This window comes from Pseudomonas sp. B13(2017), from assembly GCF_002113245.1.
Lineage (GTDB): Bacteria > Pseudomonadota > Gammaproteobacteria > Pseudomonadales > Pseudomonadaceae > Aquipseudomonas > Aquipseudomonas putida_Z.
Genome location: NZ_NEJX01000017.1, coordinates 1 through 17,402, shown reverse-complemented (window position 1 = coordinate 17,402; position 17,402 = coordinate 1). Strand labels below are relative to the sequence as shown.

The following is a 17,402-nucleotide window of genomic DNA, read 5'->3' as shown; positions in this document are numbered from 1 at the left end:
CATGGTAAAGATGGTGCGCTTCGCATTTCTCTCCTTGGCAGCCTTGCTGGCTGCCTGCTCCAGCCGTGCGCCTGCGCCGGCCCCTGTGGTACAGCCGCAGGTAACCTATAGCCAGCCCAGCCCTTCGCCGATTGCCGATGACGTGCTGATGCGTGCTATCGGCCTGGTGGGCACGCCTTATCGCTGGGGCGGCAACACACCGGACTCCGGTTTCGATTGCAGTGGCCTGATCAAGTACGTCTACCGTGATGCTGCCGGCATCAGCCTGCCGCGTTCGACGCGTGAGATGATCGTCATGCGCGCGCCAACCGTGGATGCCAAGTCGCTGCAGTCCGGTGACCTGGTGTTCTTCGCCACCAGTGGCGGCTCGCAGGTCAGCCATGCTGGCATTTATGTGGGGGAAGGGCGCTTCGTGCATGCACCCTCCAGCGGCGGCACGGTGCGCCTTGACTACCTGTCCAACAGCTACTGGGCCAAGGCTTACCTGCAGGCCAAGCGCGTCATTCCGCAAGGGCATCTGGCGCAGAACCCCTGAGGGCAGGCGGGGCTTTGCTCACCCGCCAGACCACATTGCCGACATCATCGGCTACCAGCACGCCGCCACGCCCGTCGGTGATTATGCCGACCGGGCGCCCTTGGGCCTTGCCATGCTCATCCAGAAAACCGGTAAGCAGGTCCACTGGCTTGCCCGAGGGTTTTCCTGACGGGTCGAACGGCACGAAAATCACCTTGTAGCCACTGTGCGGCTTGCGGTTCCAAGACCCGTGCTGGCCCACGAATGCCCCTTGTTCGAAGGGCGGTGGTAGCCCATTCGGTTCGGCGAATGCCAGCCCCAGCGATGCCGTGTGTGGGCCCACGGCGTAGTCGGGCACCAGCGCCTGGGCTACTTTTTCAGGCGCTGGCGGTTGCACGCGCTCGTCCACGTGGCGGCCGTAGTAGCTATAGGGCCAGCCATAGAAACCGCCGTCCTTCACGGAAGTGATGTAGTCCGGTACCAGATCGCTACCGATCTCGTCACGCTCGTTGACTGCCGTCCACAACGTACTGCTGTGCGGCTCCCAGGCCAGGCCGTTAGGGTTGCGCAGGCCGGTGGCGAACAGGCGGTGCTGGCCGCTGGCGGGGTCCACTTCCCAGATTGCGGCGCGCCCCTGTTCCTTGTCCATACCGTTTTCACCTACGTTGCTGTTGGAGCCGACCGTCACGAAAAGCTTCTTGCCATCGGGGCTGGCGATGACGTTCTTGGTCCAGTGGTGGTTGAGCGGCCCGCCTGGCAACTCGACTACCGGCTGGCCTTCATTGCGAATTTGCATGGCACCGGGCTCGTAGTGAAAGCGCAGCAGCCTGTCGGTGTTGGCGACGTAGAGGTCCTTGCCGATCAGGGCCATGCCGAACGGTGAGTTGAGCTCTTCGATGAAGGTCGTGCGGATTTCAGCTACGCCGTCGTGGTCGGCATCACGTAGCAGGGTAATGCGGTTGGCGCTGGGCACACCTGCACCTGCCCGCTTCATCACCTTCTTCATGACCCAACCGCGCAGGCCCTTGCCATCTTCGGGTTTGGGCGGGGCATTGGTTTCAGCTACCAGCACGTCGCCGTTGGGCAGCAGGTATAGCCAGCGAGGGTGGTCGAGCCCGGTGGCGAACGCTTTCACCTGAGTGCCTGGTGCTGCTTCGGGCTTGGCGTCCTGGGGCCAGCCCACTGCCGGGGCGATATTCACGGTGGGGAGGGTGGTCTTGACCGGAGCAGGCAGCTGGGGGGTTGGCCCACTGCCGTCGAGTACATTCAGCAGGGCGGTTTCGCCGCAGGCAGTCAGGCTGGCAGCCAATAACCAAGGCATCAGGTGTTTCATGGGCGGGCATCCTCCTAAGAAGGCCTATGGAACTGAGAGGTCGGCGACGTTCGCCGGGTTCCCGGGAACCATCCAACTGCCGTTGCCGTTGCTTTTGCTTCTAAGCGCGCGATAGTTCAGGCGCCGCCGATTGCGACTTCAGGAGGCCGAGCGAAGGGACTGCGGAGGGAGGTGACGGGCATGGATGCCCGTCAAGCGCTGAGGCCCCATGGATGGGGCCTGCAGCGCGTACTCCCGGGAGCAGGCCCGTAGCGAGGGGACCCCGGAGCGCAGCGTAGGGGCCGGATGATAGGAGCCAGCGTTTTTTGGTTACTTTTTGTCGCGTTTGACAAAAAGTGACCCGCCGTAAGGGCGGAAAGGTGAATAAGCGCCACCTTCTAAAATGAATGTTGACCTTGTTGTTGATGCCCACGCTTGAAAGCGAAGAGCGAAGAGCGAAGAGCGAAAAAGTACTGGTCTTGATCTCGCGCATAGTCCATTTACGATGGCGACGCTTACTCACCTTTTCGCCCTTACGGCGAGTCACTTTTTGTCAAACGCGACAAAAAGTAACCAAAAAACGCTGCGCTCCCATCATCCGGCCCCTCCGCTACGCTACGGGGTTCCCTCGCGCCGGTCTTGCTCCCGGGAGTACGCGCTGCAGGCCCCATCCATGGGGCCTCAGCGCTTGACGGGCATCCATGCCCGTCACCTCCCTCCGCAAGCCCTCTGCTCGGCCTCCTGAAGTCGCGAAGATCAAGATCAAGATCAAGATCAAGATCAAGATCAAGATCAAGAGCAAGAGCAAGAGCAAGAGCAAGAGCAAGAGCAAGAGCAAGCAGGTCTGGTGGTGGCTCAATGTGCCAGTGAGATGCGCCGCTGCTGTTGCAAAGGTGGCGTGGGGGCGAGACCAAGAATCAGATTTAACACCTTTCTTGTAGGCCGTTTCCCAAAGATACTCTTAACACCTATTCTCCGTTGCGCGCGCCAAATGCGGTCTCTAGTCTCGGCATGTCGTTGACCTTCAATGACCGGGTTAGCCGCCCGAAATCGTCAGACACCGTAGCTGAGCAATACCGAGTAATCGGCATTGGCGCCTTATGGCGGCTGTGCGTGGGGCACCTGCGGGTGCGCCGGGTGCCTGACGTCCCGGTCGGCTAACCCACGTACAGCTGCCACCATACTGTTTAGCCGCGGTCGGTGGTCGCTTCACTATGACAGGAGCCTTGAATGACCACCGAGGAATCGAAATACACAGACGGCAAAACCGGAGCCGCATATAACTGAAAGGTTTAGCAGGGGCTCTGTGGGAGCGGGCGCGCCCGCGAACACCGGCGCAGCCGGTGCCAGCCACCGCGTTGGATTCTTCGCGGGCACGCCCGCTCCCACAGAAACCACGTCGCGCTTGCTAACGCGTTCCGGTCCCGGCCCGAGCCGAAGTTGCTTCAAGCCTGCTTGAGCAACAACGCCACCCCCGGGAAATACTGCCCCAGTTCGTTGTGCAACTTGCGATAGGCATACGGGAAGTACCAGGCGATGGCACAGGCGGTATGTTTCTGCAGATCGTCGACCAGGTCCTGCAGTTCCTCGGGGCTGGCATGCTGGCCAGCCTTCCACGGGCTGATGAACAGCGCCCCTGCTTTCAACTGGCTGGGGTAGGCCACCTGGCGCGCGAGGGCGGCGGTCTGCTGCAGGGCGTCGGCCATGTCCAGCCGGGCAACTTTTGGCCAGCGCTGGTTGACACTAAGGTACAGCGCTTCATCGGCACTACTGATCGACAGGTCGCAGCGCCCTTCGTGTTCGCCTTCGTCGCGCTGCTTCTTGCCGGCAAACTGCTGCAGCGCCGCCAGTTCGGCCTGCCACGCCGCTGCGGCAAGCAGCCCGGTATTGGCCGCGGCGCCATGCCAGTAAGGTGCTTCGGCATCGCCGGCAAACTGGATGAAGCGGTCGATACAGTCGCCCCAGCGCTCCAGCACCGGGGCGAGAAACTCCAGGCGCGGGTTGTTGATGATCTGGCCTCGCATGCTGCGCTCTCCTGTTATCGTTGTGATCGCGTTCAGCTGAAAGTGATGGCTATGTGATATCACTGTATTCAGTGTGGCACAACCAGGTGATTTGGCCATTACCCGGGCGGTGCCTGTTCGACTGCAAAGCGGCCCGCTTCGATTGACGCTCCCGGTGCAACCCTCTAACCTTCGCGCGTGTTTCAGGTGCCCTGCCAGCCCCGACTGGGCAGGGTGAAACTGGGAAGCCGGTGGGTGCCAGCATGGCGCGATTCCGGCGCTGCCCCCGCAACGGTAGGTGAGTCGCGGCCGCGCAGGGCCACTGGGTGCCAGCACCCGGGAAGGCGCGCAGGCTTGGGCCAAGGCCCGCTCACAAGCCCGGAGACCGGCCTGATACTGCCAACGGCATCACGGAGGGTGATGCGCGGTGCACCGTGGCGTACGGCCACGGCCCCTGCGCGTTCTCCGTCTGCCCGCCTTTTACCTGTCGCCGCGCGTTGCCGTGGCGCCAGCCAGCGGAGAATCCTGATGAGCGAATCCACCGAACGCGACGAACGCCACCTGGCGCGCATGCAGCGCAAGAAGGCGATCATCGACGAACGCATCGCCAATTCCCCCAACGAATGCGGCCTGCTGCTGGTACTGACCGGCAATGGCAAAGGCAAGAGCAGCTCGGCCTTCGGTATGCTCGCGCGCGCCCTGGGCCATGGCATGCAGTGCGGTGTGGTGCAGTTCATCAAGGGCCGCAACAGCACCGGCGAAGAGCTGTTCTTCCGCCGCTTCCCCGAGCAGGTGCGCTACCACGTGATGGGCGAGGGCTTTACCTGGGAAACCCAGGACCGCCAGCGCGACATTGCCGCCGCCGAAGCGGCCTGGGCCGTGTCGCGCCAGTTGCTGCAAGACCCTAGCGTGCAGTTCGTAGTGCTCGATGAACTGAACATCGCCCTCAAGCACGGCTACCTCGACCTTGACCAGGTGCTGTCCGACATCCAGGCCCGCCCACCGATGCAGCATGTGATCGTCACTGGCCGTGCCGCGAAACCCGAGATGATCGAGCTGGCCGACACCGTGACCGAGATGGGCATGCTCAAGCACGCCTTCCAGGCCGGCATCCGCGCACAGAAGGGCGTGGAACTGTGAGCCGACCGCGCCATTGCCCCGCCGTGCTGATCGCGGCACCGGCCTCTGGCCAGGGCAAGACCACCGTCACCGCCGCCCTGGCCCGCCTGCACCGCAACCTCGGGCGCAAGGTGCGGGTGTTCAAGTGCGGGCCCGACTTTCTCGACCCGATGATCCTCGAGCGGGCCAGCGGCGCGCCGGTGTACCAACTCGACCTGTGGATGATCGGCGCCGAGGAAAGCCGCCGCCTGCTGTGGGAAGCCGCCGGCGAGGCCGACCTGATCCTGATCGAAGGGGTGATGGGGCTGTTCGACGGCACGCCGTCCAGCGCCGACCTGGCGCGCCACTTCGGCGTGCCGGTGCTGGCGGTGATCGACGGCACGGCCATGGCCCAGACCTTCGGCGCCCTGGCCCTGGGCCTGGCACGCTACCAGGCGGACCTGCCATTTGCCGGTGTGTTGGCCAACCGGGTCGGCAGCCTGCGCCACGCGCAACTGCTGGAAGGTAGCCTGACCGAGGGCCTGCGCTGGTATGGCGGCTTGTCCCGCGAGCGCGGTATCGAGCTGCCCAGCCGCCACCTGGGGCTGGTCCAGGCCAGCGAACTGAACGACCTGGACGCGCGCCTGGATGCCGCTGCCGAGGCGCTTGGCGCCAGTTGCGATGCGGCCTTGCCGCCGCCAGTGACCTTTGCCGAACCCGAGCCGCAAACCAGTGCTGCCTCGTTGGCCGGTGTACGCATTGGCGTGGCGCGGGACGAGGCCTTCGCCTTCACCTATGGCGCCAACCTCGACCTGCTGCGCAACCTGGGCGCACAGCTGGAGTTCTTCTCGCCGCTGCATGACCGCGAACTGCCAGCAGTGGACAGCCTGTACCTGCCGGGCGGTTATCCCGAACTGCACCACCACGCCCTGGCCGGCAATGCGCCGATGAACGAGGCGATCCGTGCCCATCACGCCCAGGGCAAACCGTTGCTGGCCGAGTGCGGCGGCATGCTGTATCTGCTCGATGCCCTGACCGACGTGGCCGGCGAGCGTGCCGAGCTGCTCGGCCTGCTGCCGGGCGAAGCGACCATGCAGAAGCGCCTGGCTGCCCTGGCCTTGCAAGCAGTGGAACTACCGGAAGGCACCCTTCGCGGGCACACCTATCACCATTCGCTGACCACTACCGCACTGGAGCCGATCGCCCGTGGCCTGAGCCCCAATGGCGGGCGTGGCAACGAAGCGGTGTACCGCCTGGGTCGGCTGACGGCTTCCTACGTGCACTTCTACTTCCCCTCCAACCCGGATGCGGCGGCGGCGCTGTTGCGACCATGAGCGAACACGCCTACAGCGACGCCGAGCGCGCCGCGATCTACCGGGCCATCGGCGAGCGCCGTGACATGCGCCATTTCGCCGGTGGCGAGGTAGCCCCGGAACTGCTGGGCCGCCTGTTGGCTGCCGCGCACCAGGCGCCCAGCGTCGGGCTGATGCAGCCCTGGCGTTTCATCCGCATCACCCAGCGAGACCTGCGTGCGCGCATCCAGGCCTTGGTGGAAGCAGAGCGGGTGCGTACCGCCGAAGCCTTGGGCGAACGCTCCGACGCCTTCATGAAGCTGAAGGTGGAAGGCATCAACGACTGCGCCGAGTTGCTGGTGGCCGCCCTGATGGACAATCGCGAGCCGCATATCTTCGGCCGCCGCACCCTGCCGGAAATGGACCTGGCCTCGCTGGCCTGCGCCATCCAGAACCTGTGGCTGGCAGCCCGTGGCGAAGGCCTGGGCATGGGCTGGGTGTCGCTGTTCGACCCGCAGGCGCTGGCGGCGCTGCTGGGCATGCCGGCCGGGGCCAAGCCGGTCGCGGTGCTGTGCCTGGGGCCGGTGACCGAGTTCTACCCGGCACCGATGCTGGTGCTGGAAAACTGGGCCGAGGAACGGCCCTTGAGTGAAATGCTCTTTGAGAACCAATGGGGAGAGCGCCAATGAGCGTGGCCTTGCTGACTGTGGCCGGGGTGGCCCTGGATGCCTTGCTGGGCGAACCGCAGCGGCGCCATCCGCTGGTAGCCTTCGGCAACATGGCCGGTAACCTCGAGCGCCGCCTGAATGCCGGTGGGCGCGGCTGGCGCAGCCACGGGGTGAGCGCATGGTTCCTGGCCGTGGTGCCGCTTACCCTGGTGGCACTGATCCTCTCCTGGCTGCCGTATATCGGCTGGCTGGTCGACGTGCTGGCGCTGTACTGCGCCGTCGGGCTGCGCAGCCTGGGCGAACACGTGTTGCCGGTAGCCAGTGCCTTGCGCCAGGGTGACCTGCAAGAAGCGCGGCGCCGCGTGGGCTACCTGGTCAGCCGCGAAACCCGCGAACTGGACGAACCTGCGGTGGCCCGGGCGGCCACCGAGTCGGTGCTGGAGAATGGCAGCGATGCGGTATTCGCCGCGCTGTTCTGGTTCGTGGTCGCCGGCGCGCCGGGCGTGGTGCTGTACCGCCTGAGCAACACCCTGGACGCCATGTGGGGCTACCGCAACGAGCGCTTCGAACGCTTCGGCTGGTGCGCGGCGCGCGTCGACGATGTGCTCAACTATATTCCCGCCAGGCTGGTGGCGTTGACCTACGCGCTGCTGGGCAAGACGCGCCTGGCCCTGGCCTGCTGGCGCAAGCAGGGCCCGCTGTGGGACAGCCCCAATGCCGGGCCGGTGATGGCCGCCGGTGCTGGTGCGTTAGGTGTGGAACTCGGTGGCCCGGCGGTGTACCACGGCGAGCTGCATGAGCGGCCACGCCTGGGTGACGGGCCAATGGCCGACGCCGACGCCATCGAGCGCGGCTGGGGCCTGGTGCAGCGCGGCGTATGGCTGTGGCTGCTGGTGATCTGCCTGGGGGCCTATATCAATGCTTGAACACGGAGGCCGCCTGCTGCGGGCGGTACGGCAATACGGCATTGCTCGCGAGCAGTGGCTCGACTTGTCCAGCGGCATTGCGCCATGGCCTTTCCCGATTCCACCGATTCCCGTGGAGGCCTGGGCGCGCCTGCCGGAGACCGAGGACGGCCTGGAGGACGCCGCGCGTGCGTATTACGGCGCCCGCCAATTGCTGGCGGTGGCCGGTTCCCAGGCCGCGATCCAGGCATTGCCGCTGCTGCGCGCAGCCGGCCGGGTAGGGGTGTTGACGCCATGCTATGCCGAGCACCCATACGCCTGGCAACGGGCGGGGCACCAGTTGCTTGAGCTGGACGAAGCACAGGTCGAGGCGACGCTCGACAGCCTCGACGTACTGGTGCTGGTCAACCCCAACAACCCCACCGGCCGCCGGGTGCCGCGTGAACGCCTGCTGGATTGGCATACGCGCCTGGCCGCCCGCGGTGGTTGGCTGCTGGTCGACGAAGCGTTCATGGACAACACCCCGGCGCAAAGCGTGATCGATTGTGCCGAGCGCCCGGGGCTGATCGTGCTGCGCTCGTTCGGCAAGTTCTTCGGCCTGGCCGGCGTGCGCCTGGGGTTCGTTGCCGCCGAACGCAGCCTGCTGCTGCGCCTGGCCGAGTTGCTTGGGCCGTGGACCGTCAATGGCCCGACCCGGGTGCTGGCCCAGGCCAGCCTGGCCGACCACGCCGCCCAGCGTGTGCAGGTCGAACGCTGCGCTGCCGCCAGCCAGCGGCTGGCTATGCTGTTGCGCAGTGCCGGCCTGGTGCCCAGCGGTGGTTGCGACCTGTTCCAGTACGTACGCAGCGAGCACGCTGCGCAACTGCATGACTTTCTTGCCCGCCGCGGCATCCTGGTGCGGCTGTTCGAGCACCCGCCGGCGGTACGCCTTGGGCTGCCTGCCCATGCGGCGGACGAACAGCGCCTGGCCCAGGCCCTGGCGGCCTATCAGAAGGAAACGGCATGACCACCCTCATGGTGCAAGGCACCACCTCCGACGCCGGCAAGAGCACGCTGGTGACCGCACTGTGCCGCTGGCTGTTGCGCCAGGGCGTCGGCGTGGTGCCGTTCAAGCCGCAGAACATGGCGCTGAACAGCGCGGTGACCGCCGACGGCGGTGAAATCGGCCGGGCCCAGGCAGTGCAGGCCCAGGCCTGCCGGCTGCAACCGCACACCGACATGAATCCGGTGCTGCTCAAGCCCAACAGCGACACTGGGGCCCAGGTGATCATCCATGGCCGTGCCGTCACCAGCATGAACGCGGTGGCCTACCACGACTACAAGGCCATCGCCATGCAGGCGGTGCTGGCCTCGCACCAGCGCCTGAGCGCCGCCTGGCCGGTGGTCATGGTCGAAGGCGCGGGCTCGCCGGCGGAGATCAACCTGCGTGCCGGTGACATCGCCAACATGGGCTTTGCCGAAGCGGTGGACTGCCCGGTGATCCTGGTTGCCGACATCAATCGTGGTGGTGTGTTCGCCCATCTGGTCGGCACCCTGGAACTGCTGTCGCCCAGTGAGCAGGCGCGGGTAAAGGGCTTTGTCATCAACCGCTTCCGCGGCGACATCGCCTTGCTGCAGCCGGGGCTGGACTGGCTGGAGCAGCGCACCGGCAAACCGGTACTGGGCGTGCTGCCGTATGTTAACGACCTGCATCTGGAAGCCGAAGACGGCATCGACGCACGCCAGGGGGCAAAGGCCGAGCGCGTGCTCAAGGTGATCGTCCCGGTGCTGCCGCGTATCAGCAACCACACAGACTTTGACCCACTGCGCCTGCACCCCCAGGTGGACCTGCAGTTCATCGGCCCGGGCCAGCCGATCCCGGCCGCCGACCTGATCATCCTGCCGGGTTCCAAGAGTGTGCGCGGCGACCTGGCGCAACTGCGTGAGCGCGGTTGGGACAAGGCCATCGACCGGCACCTGCGCTATGGCGGCAAGCTGATCGGGATCTGCGGTGGCCTGCAGATGCTGGGCCGCGAAGTGCATGACCCGCTTGGTCTCGAAGGGGCCGCTGGCTCCAGCCCGGGGCTTGGCCTGCTCGATTACGCCACGGTGCTCGAAGCCGAGAAGCAACTGCGCAACGTTGCCGGCACGCTGAACCTGGAGGCAGTCCCGGTTGCCGGTTATGAAATTCATGCCGGCGTCACCACGGGGCCTGCCCTGGAGCAGCCAGCCGTGCAACTTGCCGATGGCCGTTGCGATGGTGCTGTCAGCGCTGATGGCCAGATACTTGCCACCTACCTGCACGGCCTGTTCGAAGGCAGCCAGTCGTGCGCGGCGCTGCTGCGCTGGGCTGGGCTGGATGATGTGCAGGCCGTCGATTACCAGGCCCTGCGCGAACGCGATATCGAGCGCCTGGCCGACCTGGTGGAAAAGCACCTGGACACCGCGCGCCTGCGCCAGCTCTGTGGGGTGGCCTGACATGCTCAACCTGATCCTCGGTGGCGCCCGCTCGGGCAAGAGCCGCCTGGCCGAACAGCTGGCCAGCGCCAGTGGCCTGCCGGTGACCTATATCGCCACCAGCCAGCCGCTGGATGGTGAAATGAACCAACGCGTGCTGCTGCACCGCCAGCGTCGCCCTAATGACTGGGGGCTGATCGAAGAACCCCTGGCCCTGGCCTCGGTACTGCGCGCCGAAGCGGCCGAAGGGCGCTGCCTGCTGGTGGATTGCCTGACCCTGTGGCTGACCAACCTGCTGATGCTCGAAGACGACCAGCGCCTGGCCGAGGAGCGTGATGCGCTGCTGGCCTGCCTGGAACAGTTGCCGGGCACGGTCATTCTGGTCAGTAACGAAACCGGCCTGGGCGTCGTGCCCATGGGCGAGCTGACCCGGCGCTATGTCGACCTGGCCGGCTGGCTGCACCAGGCCGTGGCCGAACGCTGTCAGCGCGTGGTGCTGACCGTGGCCGGCCTGCCCCTAATGCTCAAAGGACCTGCACTATGACCCAAGCCTGGTGGCGTGACGCCTGCCAACCCCTCGACAACGCCGCCATGGACCAGGCCCGCGCCCGTCAGCAGCAGCTGACCAAACCTGCCGGTTCGCTCGGCCAACTGGAAGGTTTGGCCATTCAGCTGGCCGGCCTGCAGGGGTGTGAACGGCCGACCTTGGATAACGCCGCAATCAGCATTTTTGCCGGTGACCACGGTGTGGTCGAGGAAGGTATCTCGGCCTACCCGCAAGCGGTGACCGGGCAGATGCTGCGCAACTTCGTCGGTGGTGGCGCGGCAATCAGCGTGCTGGCGCGCCAGCTGCAGGCAAGCCTGGAAGTGGTCGACCTGGGCACCATCGACCCGCACCTGGAACTGCCTGGCGTGCGCCATCTGCGCCTGGGCGCTGGTACCGCCAACTTCGCCCGCCAGCCAGCAATGACCGAGAGCCAACTGCAGGCCGCACTGCAGGCTGGTCGCGATAGTGCCCTGCGCGCCGCCGAACAGGGCGCGCAGCTGTTCATCGGTGGCGAGATGGGTATTGGCAACACCTCGGCTGCCGCTGCCTTGGCTAGCGTCCTGCTGGGCTGCCCGCCGGCTGAGTTGAGTGGCCCGGGTACCGGCCTGGACCACGCCGGGGTGCGGCACAAGGCCGAGGTCATCGAACGGGCGCTGAGCCTGCATGGCCTGAGCGCCAACGATCCATTGCAGGCACTGGGTTGTGTCGGTGGTTTCGAGATCGCGGCCCTGGCCGGTGCCTACATCGGCTGTGCGCAGGCGGGTATCGCGGTGCTGGTAGACGGCTTCATCTGCAGTGTCGCCGCGCTGCTGGCGGTGCGCCTCAACCCGCAGTGCCGGGCCTGGTTGCTGTTCGCCCACCAAGGCGCAGAACCCGGGCACAAAGCCTTGCTCGACGCGTTGCAGGCCGAGCCGTTGCTGGCCCTGGGCCTGCGCCTGGGCGAGGGCAGTGGGGCTGCCCTGGCCGTACCGCTGTTGCGCCTGGCCTGTGCGCTGCACGGGCAGATGGCGACCTTCGCCGAGGCTGCGGTGGCGGACCGCCCGGCATGATCCTCGACCTGCTGCGCCATGGCGAAACGGAACAGGGCGGCCTGCGTGGCAGCCTTGATGATGCCTTGACCGACAAGGGCTGGGCGCAGATGCGTGGCGCCGTGGCCGAAGCCGGCCCGTGGGAGGTGCTGGTCAGTTCGCCGCTGCAGCGCTGTGCGCGTTTTGCCGAGGAACTGGGCGAGCGGCTGAACCTGCCGATACAGCGCGAAGCGGCGTTGCAGGAGCTGCATTTTGGCGACTGGGAAGGCCGTAGTGCGGCGCAGATCATGGAAGACCAGGCGGACGCGCTGGGGCGCTTCTGGGCGGACCCTTACGCGTTTACACCGCCCAATGGCGAGCCGGTCGAGGCGTTCGCCGAGCGTGTGCTGGCGGCTGTCGAGCGCCTGAGCCATCAGCATGCTGGCAAGCGTGTGCTGCTGGTCACCCATGGCGGCGTGATGCGGTTGCTGCTGGCCCGTGCCCGTGGTTTGCCGAGGGCGCAGTTGCTGCAGGTCGAAGTCGGCCACGCTGCGCTGATGCGATTGGTGCCGGGTGACGACGGCCAGTTGGTCGAGGGACGCTGAAATGTTGCCGTTGTGGATTGCCTTGCAGTTTCTCAGCAGCCTGCCGGTGAGTCTGCCGGGCATGCCGGCGCCGCGCGAGGTGGGGCGCTCGCTGCTCTGCTACCCGCTGGTCGGGTTGCTGTTCGGCCTGTTGCTGTGGCTGGCCAGCCACCTGCTGGAGGGCACGCCGACACCGCTGCACGCGGCCCTGCTGCTGACGTTGTGGGTGTTGCTCAGTGGCGCCTTGCATCTGGATGGCCTGGCGGACAGCGCCGACGCTTGGCTGGGCGGCTTCGGTGACCGCGAACGCACCCTGCTGATCATGAAAGACCCGCGTAGCGGGCCGATTGCCGTGGTTACGCTGGTGCTGGTGCTGTTCTTGAAGTTCTGCGCCTTGTGGGTGCTGGTCGAGCAGGGCATTGGCGCGCAGTTGCTACTGGCACCATTGATCGGGCGGGCGGCGATGCTTGGGTTGTTCCTGAGTACGCCTTATGTACGGCAGGGTGGTTTGGGGCAAGCGCTGGCCGAGCACCTGCCCCGGCATGCGGCCGGCTGGGTGCTGCTGGGCTGTGTGCTTTTTTGCCTGGTCCTGGGCGGGTGGGTCGTGGTGCTGGCGTTGGCGGTGTTTGCCTGGTTGCGACAACTGATGTGCCGGCGCCTGGGCGGGACTACCGGCGATACCGCTGGTGCAATGCTGGAGTTGCTCGAACTGGCCGTGGTGCTGGGGTTGGCGTTGGGCCTCTGAGCCTTGCTCTGGACCCTGTAGGAGCGGCCTTGTGTCGCGAAAGGGCTGCAAAGCAGCCCCACGATTTCAGCGTTAGTGCATAAATTGCCGGGGCTGCTTTGCAGCCCTTTCGCGACACAAGGCCGCTCCTACAAGTGACCGCGCAAGCAGGGTGTTTCTGTAGGGCGTTTCTGAGCCTAACGTGTTGGTAAATTCCTGAAAAAACTCAGCAAGAACCGGCATTTTTTCACTGGCGTATGCTTGCCCCTCCCGCAAACTGTCGAGGAGTGTCGGCACCATGCGTCATGTCATTCTCGCTGCGTTTTTGTTGGCCATGGGGCCTGCTGCCATGGCAGCCGATCTCATGGCTTTCTGGAACGCCCCCCGCCACGGTGGCAACAGCTTCAACCGGCTGCCGCCTGATCAAGCCTACTTCGACGCCTTGAGCGGTTATGGCGCGACCTGGGTGCGGCTGTCCTACGACAAATGGCAGCCGGCGGAACGCGACTTCCTCCTCGGCGATGCCGATGCCTACCAAGGCCTGCCTGCGGCCGACCTGGCCACGCTGCGAGCCACCCTCGACCGCGCCCATAAGGCCGGCCTCAAGGTGGTCATCGCACCGCTTTCGCTACCCGGCATGCGCTGGTCGCAGAACAACCAGGGCCAGTTCGACGACCGCCTCTGGCAGGACAAACGCTACTGGTTGCAGGCTGCGGCCTTCTGGCGGGATCTGGCCCGTGAGCTGAAAGGTCACCCGGCCATCGCCGCCTACAACCTGGTCAACGAGCCCGCCCCGGAGAAGCAAGGTGGCCTGGCCGAGCATGCCGACCCTGGGCAAATGCAGCAGTGGTATGCACGGCAGCAGGGCAGTGCGCGTGATCTGCCGGCCCTGTATCGGCAGTTGATAGCGGCCATTCGCGAGGAGGACGCGGACACGCCGGTCATGCTCGATGCCGGCTGGTTCGCCGCCGCCGACGCCTTCGGTTACTGGCCGGCACCTCTGGAAGACCCGCGAGTGCTGTACAGCGTGCACATGTACGAGCCCTATCTGGTGACCAGTGCACCGAACATGACGCGCAAGCAACCCATCGCCTATCCCGGCCCGGCACCGTTCGCGGGGCAGACGCAGCAGTGGGATGGCCAGCGTGTGGCGCAATACCTGCGCCAGCCGCTGGACTGGGCCGCGGCCATGAACGTGCCCCGCTCTCGGTTGGTGGTGGGCGAGTTCGGCTGTATGCGCAGGCTGCCGGGCTGCCGGCAATACCTGGAAGACGTGCTCAGCGTGCTGGATCGCCACCGGTTGCACTGGGCCTTCTACAGCTTCCGTGAAGATAACTGGGACGGCATGGACTACGAACTGGGCTCGGCCAAGGTACCGTGGCGCTATTGGCAGGCAATCGAGCAGGGCGCTCCAGACCCGCTGGCGCGCAAGGCTACAGTAGAGTTCGAGCCGATTCGCCGGCGCTTGAACCTGGTTAAGTAATTGGGGGCCGCTTTGCGGCCCATCGCCGGCAAGCCAGCTCCCACAGGTACAGCGTTGCTCTCGAGGTTGTCGCTGTACCTGTGGGAGCTGGCTTGCCGGCGATGGGCTGCGTAGCAGCCCCATTAACGCCATCTGACAGGCATCAGGGCTGAGGGGCGTCGGTAATCGTTAAATCTCTTGCAACACACATGACGCGGGTATATACACGTATCCATGTTGACCAGTGAATGCATCTGCACCCATCTGCGTCGTGCCGCCCGTGGGGTGAGCCGGCATTACGACGAGGCCCTTGCCGGCTTCGGGGTCAATGTCGCCCAGTTTTCCCTGTTGCGTCATCTGCAGCGCCTCGATCGCCCCAGTATCACCACCCTGGCAGAGGCCATGGGCCTGGAGCGTAGTACCCTGGGCCGCAACCTGCGGGTGCTGGAGGCTGAAGGGCTGGTGGCCTTGGCTGATGGTGACGACCAGCGCAACCGCGTGGTGCTGCTGACCGAGGCCGGTACCCAACTGCTGCGCGCTGCCCATCCGGCCTGGGAACAGGCACAGGCCGAACTGGTGGAGCGGCTGGGGGCAGGGCAGCGGGATGAACTGGTGCGTTTGCTGAACCAACTGGCTTGATTTGATACGACTATAAGCGGGTATATACCCGTAAACCTTGCGATGTGCTGGAGATAACGACAATGACTTCGGTGTGGCGAACCAGCGGGTGGGTATTGGTGGGGGCAGCGCTGATCCTGGCGCTATCCCTGGGTGTGCGGCACGGCTTCGGCCTGTTCCTGGCGCCGATGAGCGCGGACTTTGGCTGGGGGCGTGAGGTGTTCGCCTTCGCCATTGCCTTGCAGAACCTGATCTGGGGGCTGGCGCAACCGTTCGCCGGCGCCCTGGCCGACCGCATGGGTGCGGCGCGGGTGGTGATCATTGGCGGTATTCTCTACGCTGCCGGGTTGGTGCTGATGGGCATGGCCGACTCGGCCTGGTCGTTGTCGCTGAGTGCCGGCTTGCTGATCGGCATCGGCCTGTCCGGCACCTCGTTCTCGGTTATCCTCGGCGTGGTCGGGCGTGCCGTGCCGGCGGAGAAGCGCAGCATGGCCATGGGCATTGCCAGCGCTGCCGGTTCTTTCGGCCAGTTCGCCATGCTGCCTGGCACCCTCGGCCTGATCCAGTGGCTGGGCTGGTCCGCAGCGTTGCTGGTGTTGGGCCTGATGGTGGCGCTGATCGTGCCCTTCGTCGGCCTGCTGCGCGACCGGCCGCTGCCCACTCATGGTGCCGAACAGACCCTGGGTCAGGCCTTGCGCGAGGCGTGCTCGCACTCCGGCTTCTGGTTGCTGGCGCTGGGCTTTTTCGTTTGTGGTTTCCAGGTGGTGTTCATTGGCGTGCACCTGCCGGCCTACCTGGTTGACCAGCACCTGGCCGCGACCACCGGCACAACGGTGCTGGCGCTGGTAGGCCTGTTCAATATCGTTGGTACCTTCACCGCGGGCTGGCTGGGCGGGCGCATGTCCAAGCCGCGCCTGCTGACCGGGCTGTACCTGCTGCGTGCGGTAGTGATCGTGCTATTCCTCTGGGCGCCGGTGACTGAAGTCAGCGCTTACCTGTTCGGCATCGCCATGGGCCTGCTGTGGTTGTCCACGGTGCCGTTGACCAACGGCACGGTGGCCACTGTGTTCGGCGTGCGCAACCTGTCCATGCTTGGCGGTATCGTCTTCCTGTTCCACCAGCTGGGCGCCTTCCTGGGCGGCTGGTTGGGCGGGGTGGTGTATGACCGCACCGGCAGCTACGACCTGGTCTGGCAGATTTCCATCCTGCTCAGCCTGCTGGCTGCCGCCCTCAACTGGCCCGTGCGCGAACGCCCGGTCGCCCGCCTGCAGGCCCAGGCCGCATGAACCGCTACCTGGCTCGAGGGCTACTGGCCGTCGCCGCCCTGTTGCTGCTGGCGCTGGTGTGGTGGGGCTGGCACAAGGGCGGGATGGCGCTGATGCAGCTGGGCATGAGTGTTTGTTAGGCGCTACCCTGCAAGTTCAGGGATTGTCTTGCGGGAGAAACGAGTCATGCGTGCACATTGGTTGATGGTGCCGGTGCTGGCCCTGCTTGCCGGCGCATCGAGCTGGGCTGCCGATTGCCCGGCGTTGTTGCAGGGTAGCCTGCCAGAGTTGCGGGGCAAGGGGCAGGTGGACCTGTGCCAGCGCTTTGCCGGCAAGCCGCTGGTGGTGGTCAACACGGCCAGTTACTGCGGTTTTGCGCCGCAGTTCGAGGGGCTTGAGGCGGCATACAAGGAATATCACGAGCAAGGCCTGGAAATGCTTGGCGTGCCGTCCAATGACTTCAAGCAGGAGGACGCCGATAGCGAAAAGACTGCCAAGGTTTGTTATGCCAACTATGGCGTCACCTTTACCATGACCAAGACACAGGCGGTTCGGGGCGCGGATGCGATACCGCTGTTCGCGGAACTGGCCAGCCAGAGCAGTGCGCCGAAGTGGAATTTCTACAAGTACGTGGTAGACCGCAAGGGCAAAGTGATTGGTAACTTTTCCAGCCTGACCAAGCCGGATGATCCAGCGTTCCGGGCAGCCATCGAAAAGGCCATTGCCTCCCAGCCATAACCTGGCTGCTCTTGCTCTTGCTCTTGCTCTTGCTCTTGCTCTTGCTTTTGCTTTTGCTTTTAAGCGCGCGATAGTTCAGGCACCGCCGATTGCGACTTCAGGAGGCCGAGCGAAGGGACTGCGGAGGGAGGTGACGGGCATGGATGCCCGTCAAGCGCTGAGGCCCCATGGATGGGGCCTGCAGCGCGTACTCCCGGGAGCAGGCCCGTAGCGAGGGGACCCCGGAGCG

Annotated in this window: 19 protein-coding genes and 1 riboswitch; of the genes, 17 read left to right on the top strand and 2 right to left on the bottom strand. The window is 65.5% G+C overall.

Annotated features, from left to right (window positions below; all coding sequences use genetic code 11):
- Position 1 precedes the first annotated feature (1 nt).
- Positions 2–535 carry a C40 family peptidase gene (locus CAG44_RS20285; RefSeq protein WP_085692870.1) on the top strand — a complete coding sequence of 178 codons (534 nt, stop codon included), beginning with the start codon at positions 2–4 and terminating at the stop codon, positions 533–535.
- Here the strand turns inward: CAG44_RS20285 and CAG44_RS20280 are convergent.
- Positions 501–1,847 carry a sorbosone dehydrogenase family protein gene (locus tag CAG44_RS20280; RefSeq protein WP_085692869.1) on the bottom strand — a complete coding sequence of 449 codons (1,347 nt, stop codon included), beginning with the start codon at positions 1,845–1,847 and terminating at the stop codon, positions 501–503. The two genes, CAG44_RS20285 and CAG44_RS20280, sit on opposite strands and share 35 nt — an antisense overlap.
- 680 nt (positions 1,848–2,527) lie before the next feature.
- Between CAG44_RS20280 and CAG44_RS28980 the strand changes: the two genes are divergently transcribed.
- Positions 2,528–2,767 carry a hypothetical protein gene (locus tag CAG44_RS28980; RefSeq protein WP_178076947.1) on the top strand — a complete coding sequence of 80 codons (240 nt, stop codon included), beginning with the start codon at positions 2,528–2,530 and terminating at the stop codon, positions 2,765–2,767.
- A 504-nt stretch (positions 2,768–3,271) separates the two neighbouring features.
- Here the strand turns inward: CAG44_RS28980 and CAG44_RS20265 are convergent.
- Positions 3,272–3,850: a hypothetical protein gene (locus CAG44_RS20265; RefSeq protein ID WP_085692868.1), complete on the bottom strand. Its 579-nt coding sequence runs from the start codon at positions 3,848–3,850 to the stop codon at positions 3,272–3,274.
- A gap of 167 nt (positions 3,851–4,017) precedes the next feature.
- Positions 4,018–4,238, top strand: a riboswitch (cobalamin riboswitch).
- A gap of 119 nt (positions 4,239–4,357) precedes the next feature.
- Between CAG44_RS20265 and cobO the strand changes: the two genes are divergently transcribed.
- The 15 genes from cobO to CAG44_RS20190 all read left to right on the top strand — a co-directional run bounded on the left by cobO (position 4,358) and on the right by CAG44_RS20190 (position 17,173).
- Entirely contained in the window at positions 4,358–4,969 is a 612-nt protein-coding gene (cobO, locus tag CAG44_RS20260; RefSeq protein ID WP_013971375.1) for a cob(I)yrinic acid a,c-diamide adenosyltransferase, read from the top strand.
- A complete protein-coding gene (locus tag CAG44_RS20255; RefSeq protein WP_085593451.1) occupies positions 4,966–6,261 on the top strand; it encodes a cobyrinate a,c-diamide synthase in 1,296 nt (431 codons plus the stop codon). The genes cobO and CAG44_RS20255 overlap by 4 nt, the downstream gene beginning before the upstream one ends.
- Complete coding sequence (gene bluB / locus CAG44_RS20250) at positions 6,258–6,908, top strand: 5,6-dimethylbenzimidazole synthase (protein WP_085593449.1); 651 nt, start codon at positions 6,258–6,260, stop codon at positions 6,906–6,908. Before CAG44_RS20255 ends, bluB begins: the two co-directional genes overlap by 4 nt.
- Positions 6,905–7,813 (top strand): adenosylcobinamide-phosphate synthase CbiB, encoded by a 909-nt coding sequence (cbiB, locus tag CAG44_RS20245; RefSeq protein ID WP_085593447.1) that lies wholly within the window; start codon positions 6,905–6,907, stop codon positions 7,811–7,813. Before bluB ends, cbiB begins: the two co-directional genes overlap by 4 nt.
- Complete coding sequence (gene cobD / locus CAG44_RS20240) at positions 7,806–8,798, top strand: threonine-phosphate decarboxylase CobD (RefSeq protein WP_085593445.1); 993 nt, start codon at positions 7,806–7,808, stop codon at positions 8,796–8,798. Before cbiB ends, cobD begins: the two co-directional genes overlap by 8 nt.
- Positions 8,795–10,249 carry a cobyric acid synthase gene (locus CAG44_RS20235; RefSeq protein WP_085593443.1) on the top strand — a complete coding sequence of 485 codons (1,455 nt, stop codon included), beginning with the start codon at positions 8,795–8,797 and terminating at the stop codon, positions 10,247–10,249. Before cobD ends, CAG44_RS20235 begins: the two co-directional genes overlap by 4 nt.
- 1 nt (position 10,250) lies before the next feature.
- Positions 10,251–10,772 carry a bifunctional adenosylcobinamide kinase/adenosylcobinamide-phosphate guanylyltransferase gene (gene cobU / locus CAG44_RS20230; protein ID WP_085593441.1) on the top strand — a complete coding sequence of 174 codons (522 nt, stop codon included), beginning with the start codon at positions 10,251–10,253 and terminating at the stop codon, positions 10,770–10,772.
- Entirely contained in the window at positions 10,769–11,824 is a 1,056-nt protein-coding gene (gene cobT / locus CAG44_RS20225; RefSeq protein WP_085593439.1) for a nicotinate-nucleotide--dimethylbenzimidazole phosphoribosyltransferase, read from the top strand. Before cobU ends, cobT begins: the two co-directional genes overlap by 4 nt.
- Entirely contained in the window at positions 11,821–12,387 is a 567-nt protein-coding gene (locus CAG44_RS20220; RefSeq protein ID WP_085593437.1) for a histidine phosphatase family protein, read from the top strand. Before cobT ends, CAG44_RS20220 begins: the two co-directional genes overlap by 4 nt.
- A gap of 1 nt (position 12,388) precedes the next feature.
- On the top strand, positions 12,389–13,111 hold the full coding sequence (locus CAG44_RS20215) for an adenosylcobinamide-GDP ribazoletransferase (RefSeq protein ID WP_085692867.1): 723 nt from the start codon (positions 12,389–12,391) through the stop codon (positions 13,109–13,111).
- Positions 13,112–13,454: 343 nt separating this feature from the next.
- On the top strand, positions 13,455–14,573 hold the full coding sequence (locus CAG44_RS20205) for a glycoside hydrolase family 5 protein (protein WP_178076948.1): 1,119 nt from the start codon (positions 13,455–13,457) through the stop codon (positions 14,571–14,573).
- Positions 14,574–14,786: 213 nt separating this feature from the next.
- Positions 14,787–15,191, top strand: coding sequence for a MarR family winged helix-turn-helix transcriptional regulator (locus CAG44_RS20200; protein ID WP_025338032.1), 405 nt, complete (start codon positions 14,787–14,789; stop codon positions 15,189–15,191).
- 62 nt (positions 15,192–15,253) lie between these two features.
- Entirely contained in the window at positions 15,254–16,456 is a 1,203-nt protein-coding gene (locus CAG44_RS20195; protein ID WP_025338033.1) for an MFS transporter, read from the top strand.
- Complete coding sequence (locus tag CAG44_RS29185) at positions 16,453–16,575, top strand: hypothetical protein (protein WP_075044023.1); 123 nt, start codon at positions 16,453–16,455, stop codon at positions 16,573–16,575. The genes CAG44_RS20195 and CAG44_RS29185 overlap by 4 nt, the downstream gene beginning before the upstream one ends.
- A 46-nt stretch (positions 16,576–16,621) precedes the next feature.
- The gene (locus CAG44_RS20190; RefSeq protein WP_085593428.1) at positions 16,622–17,173 is read left to right on the top strand and encodes a glutathione peroxidase; all 552 of its coding nucleotides are present in this window, start codon (positions 16,622–16,624) and stop codon (positions 17,171–17,173) included.
- The last annotated feature ends 229 nt before the right edge of the window (positions 17,174–17,402 follow it).

Excerpts from the sequence above, each read along its gene's own strand:
- CAG44_RS20280 (WP_085692869.1), bottom strand. The coding sequence starts at position 1,847 with ATGAAACACCTGATGCCTTGGTTATTGGCTGCCAGCCTGACTGCCTGC.
- cobO (WP_013971375.1), top strand. The coding sequence starts at position 4,358 with ATGAGCGAATCCACCGAACGCGACGAACGCCACCTGGCGCGCATGCAG.
- cobU (WP_085593441.1), top strand. The coding sequence starts at position 10,251 with ATGCTCAACCTGATCCTCGGTGGCGCCCGCTCGGGCAAGAGCCGCCTG.
- CAG44_RS20235 (WP_085593443.1), top strand. The coding sequence starts at position 8,795 with ATGACCACCCTCATGGTGCAAGGCACCACCTCCGACGCCGGCAAGAGC.
- bluB (WP_085593449.1), top strand. The coding sequence starts at position 6,258 with ATGAGCGAACACGCCTACAGCGACGCCGAGCGCGCCGCGATCTACCGG.
- CAG44_RS29185 (WP_075044023.1), top strand. The coding sequence starts at position 16,453 with ATGAACCGCTACCTGGCTCGAGGGCTACTGGCCGTCGCCGCCCTGTTG.
- cobD (WP_085593445.1), top strand. The coding sequence starts at position 7,806 with ATGCTTGAACACGGAGGCCGCCTGCTGCGGGCGGTACGGCAATACGGC.
- CAG44_RS20285 (WP_085692870.1), top strand. The coding sequence starts at position 2 with ATGGTAAAGATGGTGCGCTTCGCATTTCTCTCCTTGGCAGCCTTGCTG.
- CAG44_RS20200 (WP_025338032.1), top strand. The coding sequence starts at position 14,787 with ATGTTGACCAGTGAATGCATCTGCACCCATCTGCGTCGTGCCGCCCGT.
- CAG44_RS28980 (WP_178076947.1), top strand. The coding sequence starts at position 2,528 with ATGCCCGTCACCTCCCTCCGCAAGCCCTCTGCTCGGCCTCCTGAAGTC.
- CAG44_RS20195 (WP_025338033.1), top strand. The coding sequence starts at position 15,254 with ATGACTTCGGTGTGGCGAACCAGCGGGTGGGTATTGGTGGGGGCAGCG.
- CAG44_RS20205 (WP_178076948.1), top strand. The coding sequence starts at position 13,455 with ATGGCTTTCTGGAACGCCCCCCGCCACGGTGGCAACAGCTTCAACCGG.
- cobT (WP_085593439.1), top strand. The coding sequence starts at position 10,769 with ATGACCCAAGCCTGGTGGCGTGACGCCTGCCAACCCCTCGACAACGCC.
- CAG44_RS20265 (WP_085692868.1), bottom strand. The coding sequence starts at position 3,850 with ATGCGAGGCCAGATCATCAACAACCCGCGCCTGGAGTTTCTCGCCCCG.
- cbiB (WP_085593447.1), top strand. The coding sequence starts at position 6,905 with ATGAGCGTGGCCTTGCTGACTGTGGCCGGGGTGGCCCTGGATGCCTTG.
- CAG44_RS20190 (WP_085593428.1), top strand. The coding sequence starts at position 16,622 with ATGCGTGCACATTGGTTGATGGTGCCGGTGCTGGCCCTGCTTGCCGGC.
- CAG44_RS20220 (WP_085593437.1), top strand. The coding sequence starts at position 11,821 with ATGATCCTCGACCTGCTGCGCCATGGCGAAACGGAACAGGGCGGCCTG.
- CAG44_RS20215 (WP_085692867.1), top strand. The coding sequence starts at position 12,389 with ATGTTGCCGTTGTGGATTGCCTTGCAGTTTCTCAGCAGCCTGCCGGTG.